The sequence below is a fragment of the Swingsia samuiensis genome, from assembly GCF_006542355.1.
Lineage (GTDB): Bacteria > Pseudomonadota > Alphaproteobacteria > Acetobacterales > Acetobacteraceae > Gluconobacter > Gluconobacter samuiensis.
Map to the genome: position 1 here is coordinate 1,685,143 of NZ_CP038141.1, position 16,114 is coordinate 1,701,256.

Genomic DNA, 16,114 nt, shown 5'->3' on the forward strand with positions numbered 1-16,114 from the left:
TAGAAAATAATCGTGTTGTTCTTGACGAAGATGTTTGTAACGATATGGTTCACCTCTCTTTCAATCAAGACTGGACCAATATATTTTCATGAGCAGTCTGTTTTTCTCTTCTGCACAAGCCGCTGACGGCGGTGGGATTTTATCAAATCCGACAGTGCTTCAATTTGCTCCGATGATTTTTATCTTCGTAGTTTTCTATTTTTTGTTGATTCGGCCACAACAGGTTCGGCAACGTAAACTACGTGAAGAGCAGAATGCACTTCGTCGTGGTGATAAGATTGTTACAGCCGGTGGTATTGTTGGGACGGTACAAGCAACTCGGGACGATAGTAACGAAGTTGAGGTTGAAATTGCTCAAGGTGTAAGAGTGAAGATTGTTCGTAGTACCATTACGAATATTATTCAGCGCGATAAGCCTGCAAATGATGTTTAATTAAATCTTTCAAGATTAAAAAAAGCCTCACTCCTGTAGGGGAGTGAGGCTTTTTTTATCGAGTTTTATCTGGCCGAATTAAGCAGATTTTAGTTCAGCTTCTGCAAATTCATAGTTTGCAAGCTTATCTAGATAGTTTGTGATATAGTCTGGCCGACGATTACGGAAATCAAGATAGTAAGCGTGCTCCCAAACGTCTAAGCCAAGAAGAGCTTTGCCTTGACCCTCGGCAAGAGGGTTTGAGCCGTTTGCTGTTTTTGTTACAGCAAGCTTACCGCTTTTATCTAAGACAAGCCATGCCCAGCCAGAACCAAACTGTGTGGTTGCTGCTTGTTTGAAGTTCGTTTTGAACGCGTCAACAGAACCGAAGTCTTCAGCAATTTTCTTTTCTAGAGCAGAAGGGATCTTGCCGCCTGTTGGAGAAAGATTTTTCCAGAAAAGAATATGGTTCCAGTGTTGGCCTGCATTGTTAAAAACAGGAGCAATATCTGGTTTGCCATGAGCAAAAGCAACGATCTCTTCAAGAGATTTGCCAGCAAGTTCAGGCATTTTCTCTACAAAACCATTCAGAGCGGTAACGTAAGCCTGATGGTGCTTGCCATGATGTAGTTCGAGTGTTTCTTGGCACATGCCAGCACCAGCAAGTGCGTTAACGGCATAAGGCAATGAAGGTAGTTCAAAAGCCATGATGATACTCCTTAATAAAAAACGTTAGCGTCCATATTCAATATGAGTGCTACGGTCTGTGCCTATCGATGTCATTTATCTGACGAATTGGCAACGCTATGTTCCATCGCGCCGATAAGAGCGGCATAATCTTCATTTGCATGGCGTCTATTTGAGAGCGCCAAAGCTTGGTCTGCCATAGCCATTGCAGGCATAAAAGCCCCTACTTTCCGGGCAGAACTCACGAGAAGCCCCATATCTTTTGACATCAAACGTGTTGGAAATTGAGAAGGAAACTTACGCTCCTGTGCCATCTTCAACTTACGTTTATGATGAGGGCTAACCACCGCAACTTCTTGTAAGGTGTTAAATAACACCTCACGTTCGATTCCTGCAGAAAGCCCATAACTGACGCCTTCAGCAATAACGTTTAGAGTTGCCCCCATAACACCATTTACCACTAATTTGAGGCGTGCAGCTGCACCGGAATCTCCTGCATAGATGGTCAGTTTTCCAATGATATCAAGGATGGGTTGTGCACGAAGAAGTGTTTTTTCTTTCCCGCCAGCAAGCATAATGAGATTGCCTGTTTCAGCTTCTGGTGTGCTGCCGGACATGGGGGCCTCCAGAGCATCGAAGCCTTTTTCTTGTGCAAGAGCTGAAAGGCGTTCTGCTTGTTCAGGAGAAACGGTGGAGGTGTCTATAACGAGTTGATTGGGTTTTACGCCAGCTAACAGTCCATGTTCTCCATAAAGAGATTGGTTTTCAGCCTCATCGTTAGGAACGCAGAGAATAATAATGTCAGCTTCTTCAGCAAGGGTGCGGGGAGTCGGCAACATTTGTGTGCCATTTTTTTCTTTGCCAGATGGAGTATAGGCAACAATTGTGTACCCTGCGTTTTTCAGGTTTTGTGCCATTTTTTCTGCCATGGCACCATAACCAATAAATCCAATTGTTGTGTTTTCCATGGAAATAATCCCTTCATTATTTTTAGAAGAATGTAAGTGTTTAGCTGCCATAGTCTTTATGGAATCGGAAATCAAAGATGCCTGAGTTTTCATACCCAAAGCCGCTATCCTCGGAAATTACACCTAAAGAGATATATTATTCTCGCCGGAAGGTGTTGGGTGTAGGGTTGGCTGGAGTATCTGTTGCTGCAAGTGGGCAGCTGAAAGCAGCGCCATTAAAAACACATACAGGAGCTTTTCCGTCTTCTTTAGACCCTACGCCAAAAGAGTTCGCTACAGGGTATAATAATTTTTATGAGTTTGGGATGGAGAAAGATGATCCGGTTTTACACAGTGGGGACTTTCATCCTTTGCCATGGACCTTGGAAATATCCGGGCTTGTGAATAAGCCTCAACAGATTGATGTTGAAGAACTTTTAAAATCTAAAGAAATTGAAGAACGCATTTACCGTATGCGTTGTGTGGAAGGATGGTCCATGGTGATCCCTTGGGACGGGATTCCTTTGAGATCTCTTTTGATGTTAGCTGAACCATTAAGCTCTGCGCGTTATGTTGCATTTGAGAGTGTTGTTAGGCCGTCGGAAATGGCGGGTCAGAAAGATGGGATCTCAGGTATTTCGTGGCCGTATGTTGAAGGCTTACGCCTGGACGAAGCGATGCACCCTCTGAGTTTACTTGCCGTTGGGATGTATGGTGACAGCTTACCTAATCAGAATGGAGCTCCTATTCGATTGGTTGTTCCGTGGAAATATGGTTTTAAGGGCATAAAATCTATTCAGCGTATCCGACTGGTTAAAGATATGCCTTCCACGACATGGAATAAACTCGCGCCGGATGAGTATGGTTTTTATGCGAATGTTAATCCAAAGGTAGATCATCCCCGGTGGAGCCAGGCAACTGAGCGTGTAATTGGTTCCAAGAGCTTGTTTGGGGAAAAGAGGCAACCGACCTTAATGTTTAATGGGTATGGTGAGCAGGTGGCTGATTTATATAAAGATATGGATTTGCGTGTTAATTTTTAAGAAAAATTGGAGAGTATTGCTGTACGGGATCGGATTGATTCCCGCTCTGTATTTGTTGTGGCAAGGGCAAACGGGACGGCTGGGAGCTGATCCCGTGAATGTTTTTGAGAGAGCTTTAGGGCTTTGGGCTTTTCGTTTTTTATTAGTTTGTTTCGCGCTATCGCCTTTGCAGGTCGTGAGTGGGATGGCATTAAAAAGATACCAGCGGTTAACGGGCCTTTTAGCTTTTATCTATGCAATATTGCATCTCGGTGCTTATTTATTTCTTGATTTGCAAATGAATTTTTCAATCTTTGCACGTGATGTCACGCATAGACCCTTTATCATTTTGGGTATGTTGGCTGTATTAATATTATTACCAATGGCTTTGACGTCTAATCGGTTATCCATGCGTCTTTTAAAAAAGAAATGGAAGAAAATACATTCGTTAATTTATGTAGCCGTCCCTTTGGTATTGGCTCACTTCTATTTATCGTTTAAAGTATTTAATAAAACTATATTTTTCTATTTGTTTATCACGAGTGTTGTTGTTTTTTTGCGTTTTATACTTACTGGGTTCCCAAGGAAGCAGAGCTTTTAGTATTTAGACTATCAATAATATGAGGTAAAAAATCATCTAATTTAGAGAAAAAATGTTCTTCTGTAGCAGGGTGTAACAGATCACCAATCAGGAGGCCATCAGGTAAAAAAGTGATAAAGTTTGATCTGAAATCAAGGTGTGTCATAGGAATACCGCAAGCTTCCAACACAGCAATATGAGCGGAAACACCCAAGGGCAGAACAAGATGTAAGTTTTTCATGCTTTGAAGAACAGAGCGAAGATTATTTACAAAATGTTCGATTTCATCAAAGGAAATTGCATGGTTTTTTTGTGCGCTGGATGAAAGCGAAACAAAACGCGCTTTTTTCCCTCTAACCTGCGGATGGGAAGAAAAACTAATCTCTTTATCTTCAAAAGCAGAGAGAATGTCTTGGTATTCATTCACAGGACATATAGAAAGAATTAAGATCTCAGCTTCTACTGAGCCGAGATCTTTCCATTCTACAGAGTAGTCTTCTTCTTGGGGCACAATGGTGGCTGGAGTATTTGTTGTGACCTTAAAAGAAGCTTGGGGTGTCATACTTCATCGCCTTCATCACTATTGAAATCAGCTGGATGGCGAACAGGTGGAGCTGGTGGACGAGGGCGACCTTCAGGGTGACGGCGTGTAAATGAAGGTGCAATGCTGGCAAGTTCAACAAATACGTCAGCTTGTCTGCGAAGGTCATCCCCAATCATAGGAGGGGTCGAGCGCATAGAAGAAATAACGGTTACACGCACACCGCGTGTTTGTGCAGCTTCTACAGCTCGGCGCAAATCAGAATCACCGCTAATAATAACAGCGTGATCCAGCTTATGAGATTGCTCCAATAGATCTACAGTTAGTTCGACATCCATATTCCCTTTAATACGACGTCTTCCTGAATGATCCGTAAATTCACGCGCATTTTTTACAACAAGATGATATCCGTTATAAGCAAGCCAGTCTGTGAGTGGGCGCAATGGTGAATAATCATCTGTTTCTGGCATTGCAGCATAATAATAGGCGCGTTGAAACTGGCTTTGTGTCTCAAACATTTTGCGTAGGCTTCGAAAGTCAACTTCAAAACCAAGGTTGCGCGCGGCATGGTGAAGGCTTGCACCATCAATAAAAAGGGCAGTGCGTTCATGTGGACGCAGAAGCATATGATATTCCTGACTGTAAAATAGTTTTCCGGAGCAGGGTAATTAAAATTCCTGCCATGAATAGACAAACGAGTGAGAGGTGGGTTAGGTTTGCTTTCTGGCAGAAAAGATATGTTGATTGCATTTGCACGAACTGCGTGCTATTGCCAAGACTATATATCCAGTTTTTTGCCATTATTTAAAGGAATCGGCTTTATGGCGCGTGTAACCGTCGAAGATTGCATCGAAAAGGTTCCAAACCGTTTTGATCTGGTTCTTTTAGCTGCTCAGCGTGCACGTAATATGTCACGTGGTGAAGAACTTCGTGTTGATCGTGATAATGATAAAAACCCAGTCGTTGCTCTTCGTGAAATTGCCGAAGAAAAATTGAATCTGGGCACTCTTCGTGATGGCATTGTTCGCTCGCTAGCTCGTGCGCCAGAGCCAGAGCCTGTTGATGAAGAGGTTATGGATATTATTCCAACTGAAAAAAATATTTTCGGCCTTCAGGATGTTTCTGCAGAAGAGGAGCATGCCCATATGTCAGAAAGTGAAGCTGCTGCTATTGAAGCTGAACTTGGTGGACGAGGTCGTCGCTAATTAAAAGAAAAGATTAAAAAAGCAGGAGGAAAATATGCCAGAAACATTGCCTCCTGTAGAAAAAAAATCTTTAGAGAATAATATTTTTAAACCATCAATAAGTGGTTTATTGCGGCGGGTGGAAACGTATGACCCGCACGCAAATTTGAAATTAATAGAAGATGCGTATGATCTTGCGGCCTCGGCTCATAATGGGCAACTGCGAGATAATGGTGACGCGTATATAACGCATCCAATTGCGGTTGCGAGTATATTAGCCGGTTTTCGAATGGATGTGACGTCCATTCTGGTTGGCTTATTACATGATACGATTGAAGATACGGGTATTACTCTCGCTGATTTACAAAATCGTTTTGGCGAGGATGTAGCAGCACTCGTTGATGGTGTAACCAAACTAACCCGCTTGGAGTTACAGTCAGATCGTACAAAACAAGCTGAAAATTTTCGGAAGCTTGTTTTGGCGATGTCGCGCGATATTCGTGTTCTAATCGTCAAATTGGCTGATCGTTTGCATAATATGCGAACGCTTCACTATGTGCAGCGGTTAGACCGACGGCAGAGAATTTCTCGTGAGACGATGGATATTTATGCGCCATTAGCCGAGCGCATAGGTATGGATCGTGTTAAAACTGAGCTGCAAAATATTGCCTTTGCTCAGCTAGAGCCAGAAGCAGACGCTACAATCCGTGCGCGTTTGAATTTTTTGCGCGGGCAGGGCGCAGATGTTATTGATCAGATCAGCAAGGAATTAACGTCCCTTTGTGCTGAGGCCGGATTAGACGATGTTGATGTAACAGGACGTGAAAAATCTCCTTTTTCGATTTGGGAGAAGATGAAACGTCGGAATATTGCTTTTGAGCAACTTTCTGACATCATGGCTTTTCGTTTGATCGTACCAACGCGCGATGCGTGTTATATGGCTTTGGGCGCTATTCATGGTGCTTATCCGATGATAGCGGGACGTTTTAAAGATTATATCTCGACCCCTAAAGCAAATGGGTACCAAAGTTTGCACACAGGGGTGACGCTTCGCTCCCCTCGTAACCAGAAGATAGAAGTGCAGATCCGTACGCGTGAGATGCATGATTGGGCAGAAGACGGAGTAGCTTCTCATTGGGCTTATAAAGAAGACATGACGCCCAATGAGCGTGAAACGATGGCGTTGTCGGGCATATTTGGGAAAAATAATCGTAAATTACGGTGGGTGCAGGATCTTCTTGAAATTTTGGAAGATAGTGAAGCGCCCGATGAGTTTTTAGAAAATACGAAGCTTGAATTATACCAAGATCAGGTTTTTTGCTTTACGCCTAAAGGGCAACTTATCTCTCTTCCAAGGGGGGCGACGCCGATTGATTTTGCTTATGCTGTGCATAGTCAAGTCGGTGATACATGTGTTGGCGCTAAGGTTAATGGTCGATTGATCCCATTGCGGCACGAGCTGCAAAATGGGGATCAAGTTGAGATTATGACGGCACGAGGAGGTACTCCATCTCCGTCATGGGAACGTTTCGTCGTTACTGGGAAAGCGCGTGCGAGGATACGGCGCTTTGTTGTGGCTCAACAGCGGCAAGTTTATATTGATAATGGCCGGGTTGCTATTGCAAAAGCCTTCCGACAGGAAGGGGCAGATGGATCTGAGAAAGTGCTGGAGGGGATTCTCAAAGAGCTCCGACAGGCTTCTGTTGAAGATTTATATGTTGCGGTAGGGAATGGGCAATTAGGCCCTAAAGATGTTGTTAATGCTGCTTATCCGGAGTTAAAACCAGCGGGAAGGGCACCTCGTCTGGTACCGGGGCTTTCGCCGCGTTTTGGTCAGTCTCTTCTTTTGGGGGCAGGGAATATTCCTGCTCGGAAGAAAACGTCTCAATCCAATCAAATTATAAAAGGATTAGGGGTCGGGATTGCGACGAGCTTTGCCGGATGCTGTCGTCCTATCCCGGGAGATAGTATTGTTGGGGTGATTGCTCAAAGCAAAGGCGTTACAATCCATCGCAAAGGGTGTCAAAATCTGGCTAGTTTTTCGGAAAATCCTGAGCGGTTTATTGAAGTTGATTGGGATTATGATGCCATTGCAAAGCGTGTGGATACGACACCTTATACTGCTCGTTTATCTGTTGTTGCGACGAATGAGCCGGCTGTCTTGGCAACCCTTACAAACGCAGCGGCCAAAAGCGGTGGAAGTGTTGTGAACTTAAAAATAGTAAATAGACAGTTGGATTTTATGGAAATTTTGGTGGATGTGGAGGTGAAAGATTTAAAACATCTTTTATCACTCATTACTTCTTTTCGGGTGGCTGTTGGTGTGATGCAAGTCGAGCGCGTTAAGGGATAAAAAGATGATATTAGGGATAGGGATCGATTTATGTATGATCCCTCGTATTGGAGATATGATCGAAAAATATGGGGAGCGTTTTTTGAACCGTGTTTTTACAGAAGATGAGCGGATTTATTGTGAACGTTTTTCATCCGTGCCTCGGATAGGAAGCTATGCTAAGCGTTGGGCTGCAAAAGAAGCGTGCGTTAAAGCGCTGGGGACGGGTGTTGCCAAGGGAATAACCCTACAGGATATAAGCGTTTTTAATGATGCTGCAGGCGCTCCGAAAATAGCTCTGAGAGGGAAGGCACTTGCTGCTTTAGAGGAGCTGACACCGACCAATAGTCGTGCAGAAATTTTAGTCAGTTTAACGGATGATACTCCTTTTGCTATGGCCCAAGTCATTATTCAGGCAATTTACGTCTGAAATGCTCGCTATTCAAAAAGAACTGAGTTAAAAGCGCTTGGTGAAGTAAGGAGATAGGCCCCATGTGGGGGAAAAAACAATTAGACAATCCGCCAGAGAAGAAACAGGAAACTTTGGGAGAAACTATTCGGTGGTTTCTCATGATGCTTTTTGTTGTCCTTGCTGTGAGAACGTTTATTTTCGAGCCGTTTAATATACCATCAGGCTCCATGATCCCAACCTTACAGATTGGTGATTTTGTATATGTATCGAAGTTCAGTTACGGTTATTCCCGCTATTCTTTCCCATATTCGCTTGATTTATTTGACGGTCGAATTTTGGAGAGTGATCCACATCGTGGAGACGTCGCTGTTTTTCGTTACACGCGTGATACATCAACGGCTTATATTAAACGTATTGTCGGGTTGCCGGGAGATCGGATTCAGGTCACAGGCGGTCAGTTATATGTGAATGGTGTTGAAGTTCCACGCAGGGATTTGGGGCACTATGAAGTACGTGATGAGCGGAATGAGTTGTTAAGTGGTGAGTTGTATAATGAAAGCCTCCCTGGGAGTGATGGGCGTGCAACAGTTAACCATGATATTTTAAAATTAACGGATGATGGCTTTGCCAATAACACCCCAGAATACGTTGTTCCTCAAGGTTATTTCTTTGCCATGGGAGATGATCGGGATGATAGTTCTGATAGCCGGTTTCAGAAAGATTTAGGCTTTGTGCCGATCCAAAATCTTGTGGGGCGAGCGCAGGTCGTGTTGTTCTCTCTCGATTTTCGTCATCCTGCATGGCAGTTTTGGTATTGGCCAGTTGAAATCCGGTTTAATCGCTTTTTGCATTCAGTAACATGACTCTTTCTCAAGATCAGATTGAGGATTCTATACAAAAAGCATTAGGGTATCATTTTAAGAATATTCAGCTTTTAAGAGAAGCCTTAACACATCGTTCTGCTGTCAGTGGTCGCCGTCAGAAGGGCGGGCGTAAGAGAAGTGCTGCGCTCCCTAAAGGCTCAGGATCGAACGAACGTCTTGAGTTTGTAGGCGATCGGGTCTTGGGGCTTTTGATGGCAGAGTGGTTGTTTCAGCACTTCCCTCAAGAGCAGGAAGGGGCATTAGGTCCGCGGCATGCCCATTTGGTTTCGCGTCCCATTTTAGCAGAAATTGCAGATCAGATTGGGCTTTCGGCATTTATTAATATAGCTTCCCATGAAGAAGCGGCTGGGATTCGTCAGTTATCGAGTATACAAGCCGATGCAATGGAAGCTGTACTTGGGGCGCTTTATTTGGACGGGGGGTTAGAACCTCCCAAGTATGTCGTGCATAAATATTGGGGAGAAAAGATTGACAGTCAGCTTCGCCCTCATAAAGAACCCAAAACGTTGTTGCAGGAATATCTCTTATCTTTAGGGCGGCCTTTGCCTCATTATGAGTTGATTTCTGCCGAAGGACCATCACATGCGCCAGTCTTTCGGATTGAAGTTAAAGCGCAAGGCTTAACTGGCAAGGGAGAGGCCGGGAGTAAAAGGCTTGCAGAGAGTGCTGCTGCATTAGATCTGTTAAAACTTCTTGGCCAGAATGTAGCGCCATAATAAGGTGCAGAAAAAAGGATGAATAGTATGACCACTCGCTGCGGTTTCGTGGCCCTTGTTGGCGCCCCTAACGCCGGAAAATCCACACTTTTGAACCGCATTGCTGGTGTTAAATTATCCATTGTGAGTCCAAAGGCGCAAACAACACGCTTTAGAACGCTCGGAATCGTAGTAAGAGAAAATACTCAAATCATATTGGTTGATTTGCCGGGAATTTTTAAACCACGCCGGCGGTTGGACCGGGCTATGGTCAATGCCGCATGGACTGGATCGCAAGATGCAGACCTGACGTTGTTAATGATTGATGCCAAGTTGGGTTTGCGTGATGATGTTAGAGAAATTATAACCAAACTTGCGCAGAGTAATGGTAAAATCTGGCTTGTCTTGAATAAGACAGATCTTATTGCTGCTGAAGATCTTCTCCCGATTACTAAAGAAGTTAATGATCTTTTGCCTGTTGAGCGTGTCTTTATGGTGAGTGCACGTTCAGGCGATGGTGTTGAAGATTTGCTCGATCAATTGACGGCTGATCTTCCTGAGGGGCCATTCTTATATCCAGAAGATGATTTGACTGATTTGCCAGATCGGTTGTTGGCCGCAGAGTTGGTTCGTGAACAAGTCTTTATGCAAACGCATGAAGAAATTCCATATCAGGCAACTGTTGAAACAGAGAGCTTTAAAGAGCGCCCTGATGGGTCTGTTCGTATAGAAGTGACAATTTACGTTTCTCGAGCTGGGCACAAAGCGATTTTGATTGGCGAAGGCGGTCATAAAATAAAATCGATTGGCGCCCGTGCACGTTTAGAGTTGCAAGAGCTATTAGATCGTCCGTGCCATTTGTTTTTAAACGTGAAAGAACGTGCAGGCTGGGATGAGGAAAAAGCACGTCTGCGAGCAATTGGTTTGGAAGATTAGTGAGTGTAATAAGAAGATAAAGAATATTGCTTTTTTCGAGGATCGCTTGTGACAATCTCTCGGGAGATGTATGACAAGTAAAACGCACCGTAATCCATCCAGAGACGGGTATATGACTGAAAAACAAGAAAGCTATAAGCGTGTTCTCCTGAAAGTGTCTGGAGAGGCACTGATGGGTAAGGCAGCATCAGGCGTTGACCCCGATATGATCGATATGGTGGCCGCTGATATTGCAGAAGTTGTGCGCTCTGGTGTGCAGGTATGTTTGGTTGTTGGTGGTGGAAATATCTTTCGTGGATTATCTGCTGCGGCAAAAGGAATGGACCGGGCGCAAGGTGATTACGCTGGCATGCTTGCGACGGTTATTAATGCGCTAATGCTTCAAAATGGTTTGGAGCGCCAAGGGCTGGAAACGCGTGTTATGACTGCCATTCAAATGGCCTCTATTGCTGAGCCATACATTCGCCGCCGCGCTGTGCGCCACATGGAAAAAGGGCGTGTTGTTATTTTTGCTGCCGGAACGGGTAATCCGTTTTTTACAACAGATACAGCCGCAGCTCTTCGTGCGAACGAGATGGAGTGTGATGCTCTGTTTAAAGGTACGCAGGTGGATGGGATATATTCCGATGATCCTCGGCGTAACCCGGATGCAACGCGTTATGATCGTTTGACGTACATGGATGTGTTGTCACAGCAGTTGAATGTTATGGATGCTGCGGCTATCAGTCTTGCTCGTGAAAATAAGCTGCCTATTGTTGTGTTCAATATGCATGCGCCTGGCGCTTTTGGTGCAGTTGTTCGTAGCGAAGGGCTTTTCACCAAGGTTGTCGAAGCCAATTAAAATTTCTGTGTTCATCGAAACTATGAAGGAACAGCTTTATGCCTGCTGACCTGAAGGACTTGTTAGCTGATCTTACGCGCCGGATGGATGGTGCGATTGACAGTCTTCGCCGTGATCTATCTGGCTTACGTTCTGGGCGTGCAAGTCCCAACTTGCTAGAGCCTGTACGTGTAGAAGCGTATGGTTCGGAAGTGCCATTGTCACAGGTTGGTTCAATCGCTGTCCCTGAAGCACGTATGTTAACGGTTTCTGTTTGGGATCGAAGCGTCGTGGGGGCTGTTGAGCGTGCTATTCGTGATAGCGGGCTTGGCCTTAATCCGGCTGCGGATGGGCAGACAATCCGTGTTCCTATTCCCGTTCTAACGGAAGAGCGTCGTAATGAGTTAGCACGTGCTGCTGGCCGATATGCTGAAAATGCTAAGATTGCTGTTCGTGGTGTTCGTCGTGATGGGATGGAGCAAACCAAAACGGCTGAAAAAAATAGTGATATCAGCCAAGATGATATGAAAACATGGTCAGATTCTATTCAGAAACTGACGGATGAATACGTCAAAAAAATTGATGATATTTTGGCTGAAAAAGAGCGTGAGATTAAGCAAGTCTGATTTGATCTCTTGACTAAAACCACCTCTTCTCAGCCGGTATCGTGTTCGGGGACTATCGCCCCGCACGAGTTAAGCACCATTCCTGTGCATGTTGCTTTAATTATGGACGGGAATGGTCGTTGGGCGCGTTCTCGGCGCTTGCCGGTTGCTGTGGGGCACCAGCAAGGCGCAGAGGCTGTGCAGAGGTGTGTGCAAACGGCTATTAAGCATGGAGTGAAGTATCTTACACTTTATGCTTTTTCTTCTGAAAACTGGCGCCGATCTTCAGAGGAAATTAAAGATTTAACGTCATTATTACGTTTTTACGTGCGTCATAAATTAAATGAATTGCATGAGCAGGGTGTTCGTCTCCAAGTAATAGGGGAGCCTGAGCGGTTTGATAATGCTCTTTACGAAGAGCTGAAACGTGCTGAAGCAAAAACCCATGCAAACACAAAGTTGGTTTTAACGCTTGCTCTTTCTTATGGGGGGCGGGCTGATATTGTTCAGGCAAGCCGTGTTTTAGCGCAGAAAATTGCTCAAGGTGCGTTATCACCTGAGGATATTACAGAGGAGCTTTTGGGCGCGGCTTTGCAAACCTCTGGAACGCCTGATCCAGATTTGGTGATCAGGACCAGTGGAGAATGTCGCTTGTCCAATTTTCTATTATGGCAAAGTGCATATGCAGAGTTTGTATTTATGGATGTTTTATGGCCCGATTTTGGAGAATCTGAATTTCTTGAAGCATTGTCGTATTTTGCAAAGAGGCAAAGGCGGTTTGGTGGTCGGCCGGCATGAATAAGAGTTCACCACGCTGGTCTGATTTAAGAACACGGTTAGTGTCGGCAGTTATTCTGGTTTGCGTTGCTGGGGTTTGTCTTTGGCAGGGTGGATTTTTATATGATGTGTTGATTCTCCTTGCGATGGTGGGCTTGGTTTGGGAAGGCGAGCTACTCATCCAGCAGCCTTTGCGGACGTGGAGAGGTGTCCTTTTGTTGTTGTGGCCAATTGTCGCAGGGGTGTCTGCCTTAAAAGGGCAATGGCTTTTGGCTTTGGGGATGCTTATTCCTGCCATGGCGTTTGGTGTTAAGACAAGTATTCCCGTGATTGTTTCTGTTGTGGGTGGTTTGTCTCTGTTGTGGTTAAGGCATCGGGGAGCGGGGCTGGAAAGCGTTTTATTTGTTTTAAGTGTTGTTGTTGCTAGTGATAGTTGTGCGTATTTAAGTGGCCGAATTTTTGGCGGACCAAAGTTGGCTCCTTCCATATCGCCCGGGAAAACACGTTCAGGGGCACTCGGCGGCTTATTGGGGGCGTCTCTTGCCGGAGGCTGCGTTGCTTGGCTAACAAGTGGGCATTTGATTATTGGGGGCCTGTTTTGGGGAGCTGTGTTAGGCGTTTTTTCTCAAAGTGGGGACCTCTTAGAGAGTGCTGTGAAGCGACGTTTGGGAGTTAAAGATTCGGGCTATATTATTCCCGGGCATGGTGGATTGCTGGATCGGTTTGATGGTTTGTTGGCGGCAGCGCCGGTTGCTGCTCTTTTGTCTTTATTTGTTTCCGGGCATGCCTTTTGGGCATTCCAACCTGTAGATCTGGTAAGCGGGTCTGCACATTATACCATTTCGCAGGGGAGTTTTTCTCATGAATAGCGGTTCTGCCGTTAAACCACGTCGTATTACCGTTTTGGGCAGCACAGGAAGTATTGGTACTTCCACGGTGGATCTGCTCAAGCGTGAAAAAGATGAATTTGATGTAAGAGCCTTGGTCGGCGGGCGTAATGTGAAGCTTCTTGCTGAGCAAGCAAAAGATTTACGTGCAGAGTTGGCCGTTATTCATGATGAAAGCCTTTATGCAGAACTTAAGGCCGCTCTTGCTGGGACGGGGATTAAGGCTGCGGCTGGTCGACAAGCTGTTATTGATGCTGCCGCTCTCGAAGCAGACTGGACGATGGCCGCTATTACTGGAGCTGCAGGGTTGGAGCCAGCCTTGGCTGCTGCACGCAATGGCCATGCGATTGCTCTTGCCAATAAAGAGGCATTGGTCTGTGCTGGCGATGTGATGTTGCGTGCAGTTCGGGAGGCTGGTGCAACACTTTTGCCGGTTGATTCAGAGCATAATGCTATTGCGCAAGCTTTGGGTGGGTGTTCGATGGAGAGCGTCGAAAAGATTGTTCTGACGGCATCCGGTGGGCCTTTCCGAAAATCTTCTCTTGAAGAGATGCGAGCTGCAACCCCGCAGAAAGCACTGAAGCATCCGACATGGTCTATGGGAGCTAAAATCACGATTGATTCGGCTTCTATGGCGAATAAAGGTTTGGAGGTTATTGAGGCGGCTCGTTTATTTGGACTTACAGAAGATCAGATTGATGTGTTGATTCATCCTCAGTCAGCTGTGCACGGGTTGGTGCAATTCAAAGATGGAAGTTTAGTGGCTCAAATGGGTTCAGCAGATATGCGGATACCGATTGCGCATACACTTGCTTGGCCACAACGGATGAATACACCATGCCAGCGTTTGGACTTGAGTGCTTTGAGCACATTAGAGTTTGAAGCTCCAGATGAAAATCGCTTTATTCCATTGCGTTTGGCGCGCCAAGTTTTGAGAGCAGGGGGAGCAGCGCCTGCTGTTTTTTCTGCGGCAAATGAAATTGCTGTGGACGCGTTTTTAAATGGCCGTATTGGTTTTCTGGGTATTGGCGAAACGATTGATAGTGTTTTGCAAGTCATGCCTGAAAATCCGGAGTTAAAAACATTGGATGATGTTTTGGAATGGGATGCGAAAGGCCGGATGTGGGCAGAAGAGCACATTTTAAAACAGGGCGATCGGTTGAGAAATATTAGCGAGAATTCCGTTCATGCATGATTTGTTGCGTACGTTAGTTTCATTTGGTCTTGTGCTTGGAATCTTGGTTTTTATACACGAGTTCGGGCATTATATCGCTGCGCGTTGGAGAGGGATAAAAGTCGATACGTTTTCTATCGGCTTTGGACCAGCTCTATATCGTTGGCATGACCGAACGGGAACGGAGTGGCGGATTAGTGCAATTCCTTTAGGGGGATATGTTAAGCCTCATGGTTTTGAAGGGCCAGAGGATGCCACGGAAGAGCAAAAGCAGGCTTGGGTTCCGGGACAAACATTTCATGATAAGCCAGTAGGTTCACGCGCGCTGGTTATTGTTATGGGGCCAGTATTTAATTTTCTTTTCGCGATCGTGGCTTTTACGGTTCTGTTTTCCACGGTTGGAAAGATGGAATTGAAAAATGATATTTCTCAAGTTGCTGTAGGAAGTGCCGCTGAGAAAGCTGGTATTAAGGTTGGTGATATTATTACCCGCATTGGCACATTAAATATTTCAACACCTGAAGATGTGATGGAAATTATATCCACTCATCCCGGGGATCAGACGACGATTGATGTAAAGAGAAATAATCAGCCTATTTCTTTACCCGTAACTGTGGGAACAACAGGAGTTGGTTCGCATGCCCACGGGCTGTTAGGGGTTGGGTTTACAGCCGTGCCTGGCCATCCGGTATCTGTGATTAAGGCACTTCCAATGGGTGTGGTAGAGACATGGAATATGTCTGTAAAAACCCTTCAAGGTGTGTGGCAGATTCTTTCTGGTCAACGGAGTCCGAAAGAGCTGGGGGGAACGATTCGAATCGCGCAGCTTTCAGGGCAGGTTGCAAGTTATGGTTTTGCGAGTGTTCTTTCTTTTATGGCGCTTCTATCGATTAATTTGGGGTTAATTAATTTATTCCCAATTCCTGTTTTAGATGGTGGGCGTTTATTTTTTTATGCCATAGAGGCTATAAAAGGTAGCCCGGTTTCCCGGCGGGTTCAGGAAGTCGGAATGCAAATAGGAATGGCACTTATTGGGGCTCTTTTCTTATTTTCTACATTTAATGACTTAACCAATATAGGTCTTTTCCATTGGTTATTTCATATGGGAAGTTAAGAAAGTAATCTTCTGTAATCTTTCGTGAGTGAAGTGAAAGCTTGCATTGAGGGGGGATTTTCGGATACCTCCCCTTTATAGATGTAGCGTTGTAAAATTATCTGC

19 protein-coding genes are annotated in these 16,114 nt (G+C 45.1%); 15 read left to right on the forward strand and 4 right to left on the reverse strand.

Going from position 1 to position 16,114, the window contains the following annotated elements; genetic code table 11:
* Window positions 1-88 precede the first annotated feature (88 nt).
* The gene (yajC, locus tag E3D00_RS07995; RefSeq protein ID WP_141461526.1) at window positions 89-433 is read left to right on the forward strand and encodes a preprotein translocase subunit YajC; all 345 of its coding nucleotides are present in this window, start codon (window positions 89-91) and stop codon (window positions 431-433) included.
* Between the two features lie 78 nt (window positions 434-511).
* On the opposite strand, the gene E3D00_RS08000 is transcribed toward yajC, so the two are convergent.
* Complete coding sequence (locus E3D00_RS08000; RefSeq protein ID WP_141461527.1) at window positions 512-1,120, reverse strand: superoxide dismutase; 609 nt, start codon at window positions 1,118-1,120, stop codon at window positions 512-514.
* Between the two features lie 71 nt (window positions 1,121-1,191).
* Window positions 1,192-2,067, reverse strand: coding sequence for an NAD(P)-dependent oxidoreductase (locus tag E3D00_RS08005; protein WP_246091531.1), 876 nt, complete (start codon window positions 2,065-2,067; stop codon window positions 1,192-1,194).
* Between the two features lie 77 nt (window positions 2,068-2,144).
* Between E3D00_RS08005 and msrP the strand changes: the two genes are divergently transcribed.
* Together msrP and E3D00_RS08015 are read left to right on the forward strand one after the other, a co-directional pair.
* Window positions 2,145-3,089: a protein-methionine-sulfoxide reductase catalytic subunit MsrP gene (msrP, locus tag E3D00_RS08010; RefSeq protein ID WP_141461531.1), complete on the forward strand. Its 945-nt coding sequence runs from the start codon at window positions 2,145-2,147 to the stop codon at window positions 3,087-3,089.
* Complete coding sequence (locus E3D00_RS08015; RefSeq protein ID WP_246091405.1) at window positions 3,076-3,669, forward strand: protein-methionine-sulfoxide reductase heme-binding subunit MsrQ; 594 nt, start codon at window positions 3,076-3,078, stop codon at window positions 3,667-3,669. The genes msrP and E3D00_RS08015 overlap by 14 nt, the downstream gene beginning before the upstream one ends.
* On the opposite strand, the gene E3D00_RS08020 is transcribed toward E3D00_RS08015, so the two are convergent.
* Window positions 3,638-4,210, reverse strand: coding sequence for a uracil-DNA glycosylase family protein (locus E3D00_RS08020; protein ID WP_141461533.1), 573 nt, complete (start codon window positions 4,208-4,210; stop codon window positions 3,638-3,640). The two genes, E3D00_RS08015 and E3D00_RS08020, sit on opposite strands and share 32 nt — an antisense overlap.
* Entirely contained in the window at window positions 4,207-4,815 is a 609-nt protein-coding gene (locus E3D00_RS08025) for a LabA-like NYN domain-containing protein (protein ID WP_141461535.1), read from the reverse strand. The genes E3D00_RS08020 and E3D00_RS08025 overlap by 4 nt, the downstream gene beginning before the upstream one ends.
* A gap of 195 nt (window positions 4,816-5,010) precedes the next feature.
* Between E3D00_RS08025 and rpoZ the strand changes: the two genes are divergently transcribed.
* The 12 genes from rpoZ to rseP all read left to right on the forward strand — a co-directional run bounded on the left by rpoZ (window position 5,011) and on the right by rseP (window position 16,009).
* A complete protein-coding gene (gene rpoZ / locus E3D00_RS08030; RefSeq protein WP_141461537.1) occupies window positions 5,011-5,394 on the forward strand; it encodes a DNA-directed RNA polymerase subunit omega in 384 nt (127 codons plus the stop codon).
* Window positions 5,395-5,428: 34 nt separating this feature from the next.
* A complete protein-coding gene (locus E3D00_RS08035) occupies window positions 5,429-7,726 on the forward strand; it encodes a RelA/SpoT family protein (RefSeq protein WP_141461539.1) in 2,298 nt (765 codons plus the stop codon).
* 4 nt (window positions 7,727-7,730) lie between these two features.
* Entirely contained in the window at window positions 7,731-8,135 is a 405-nt protein-coding gene (acpS, locus tag E3D00_RS08040) for a holo-ACP synthase (RefSeq protein WP_141461541.1), read from the forward strand.
* Between the two features lie 62 nt (window positions 8,136-8,197).
* Window positions 8,198-8,980: a signal peptidase I gene (lepB, locus tag E3D00_RS08045; protein ID WP_141461543.1), complete on the forward strand. Its 783-nt coding sequence runs from the start codon at window positions 8,198-8,200 to the stop codon at window positions 8,978-8,980.
* The gene (gene rnc / locus E3D00_RS08050; RefSeq protein ID WP_141461545.1) at window positions 8,977-9,717 is read left to right on the forward strand and encodes a ribonuclease III; all 741 of its coding nucleotides are present in this window, start codon (window positions 8,977-8,979) and stop codon (window positions 9,715-9,717) included. Before lepB ends, rnc begins: the two co-directional genes overlap by 4 nt.
* Window positions 9,718-9,735: 18 nt before the next feature.
* A complete protein-coding gene (era, locus tag E3D00_RS08055; protein WP_181441952.1) occupies window positions 9,736-10,632 on the forward strand; it encodes a GTPase Era in 897 nt (298 codons plus the stop codon).
* 112 nt (window positions 10,633-10,744) lie between these two features.
* Complete coding sequence (gene pyrH, locus E3D00_RS08060) at window positions 10,745-11,473, forward strand: UMP kinase (protein ID WP_181442021.1); 729 nt, start codon at window positions 10,745-10,747, stop codon at window positions 11,471-11,473.
* A 38-nt stretch (window positions 11,474-11,511) separates the two neighbouring features.
* Entirely contained in the window at window positions 11,512-12,078 is a 567-nt protein-coding gene (gene frr / locus E3D00_RS08065; protein WP_141461551.1) for a ribosome recycling factor, read from the forward strand.
* Between the two features lie 102 nt (window positions 12,079-12,180).
* Window positions 12,181-12,855: a polyprenyl diphosphate synthase gene (gene uppS / locus E3D00_RS08070; protein WP_141462435.1), complete on the forward strand. Its 675-nt coding sequence runs from the start codon at window positions 12,181-12,183 to the stop codon at window positions 12,853-12,855.
* Entirely contained in the window at window positions 12,852-13,703 is an 852-nt protein-coding gene (locus E3D00_RS08075; RefSeq protein WP_141461553.1) for a phosphatidate cytidylyltransferase, read from the forward strand. The genes uppS and E3D00_RS08075 overlap by 4 nt, the downstream gene beginning before the upstream one ends.
* Window positions 13,696-14,916, forward strand: coding sequence for a 1-deoxy-D-xylulose-5-phosphate reductoisomerase (gene dxr, locus E3D00_RS08080; RefSeq protein WP_141461555.1), 1,221 nt, complete (start codon window positions 13,696-13,698; stop codon window positions 14,914-14,916). The genes E3D00_RS08075 and dxr overlap by 8 nt, the downstream gene beginning before the upstream one ends.
* Window positions 14,909-16,009 carry an RIP metalloprotease RseP gene (rseP, locus tag E3D00_RS08085; protein WP_141461557.1) on the forward strand — a complete coding sequence of 367 codons (1,101 nt, stop codon included), beginning with the start codon at window positions 14,909-14,911 and terminating at the stop codon, window positions 16,007-16,009. Before dxr ends, rseP begins: the two co-directional genes overlap by 8 nt.
* Window positions 16,010-16,114: the final 105 nt, after the last annotated feature.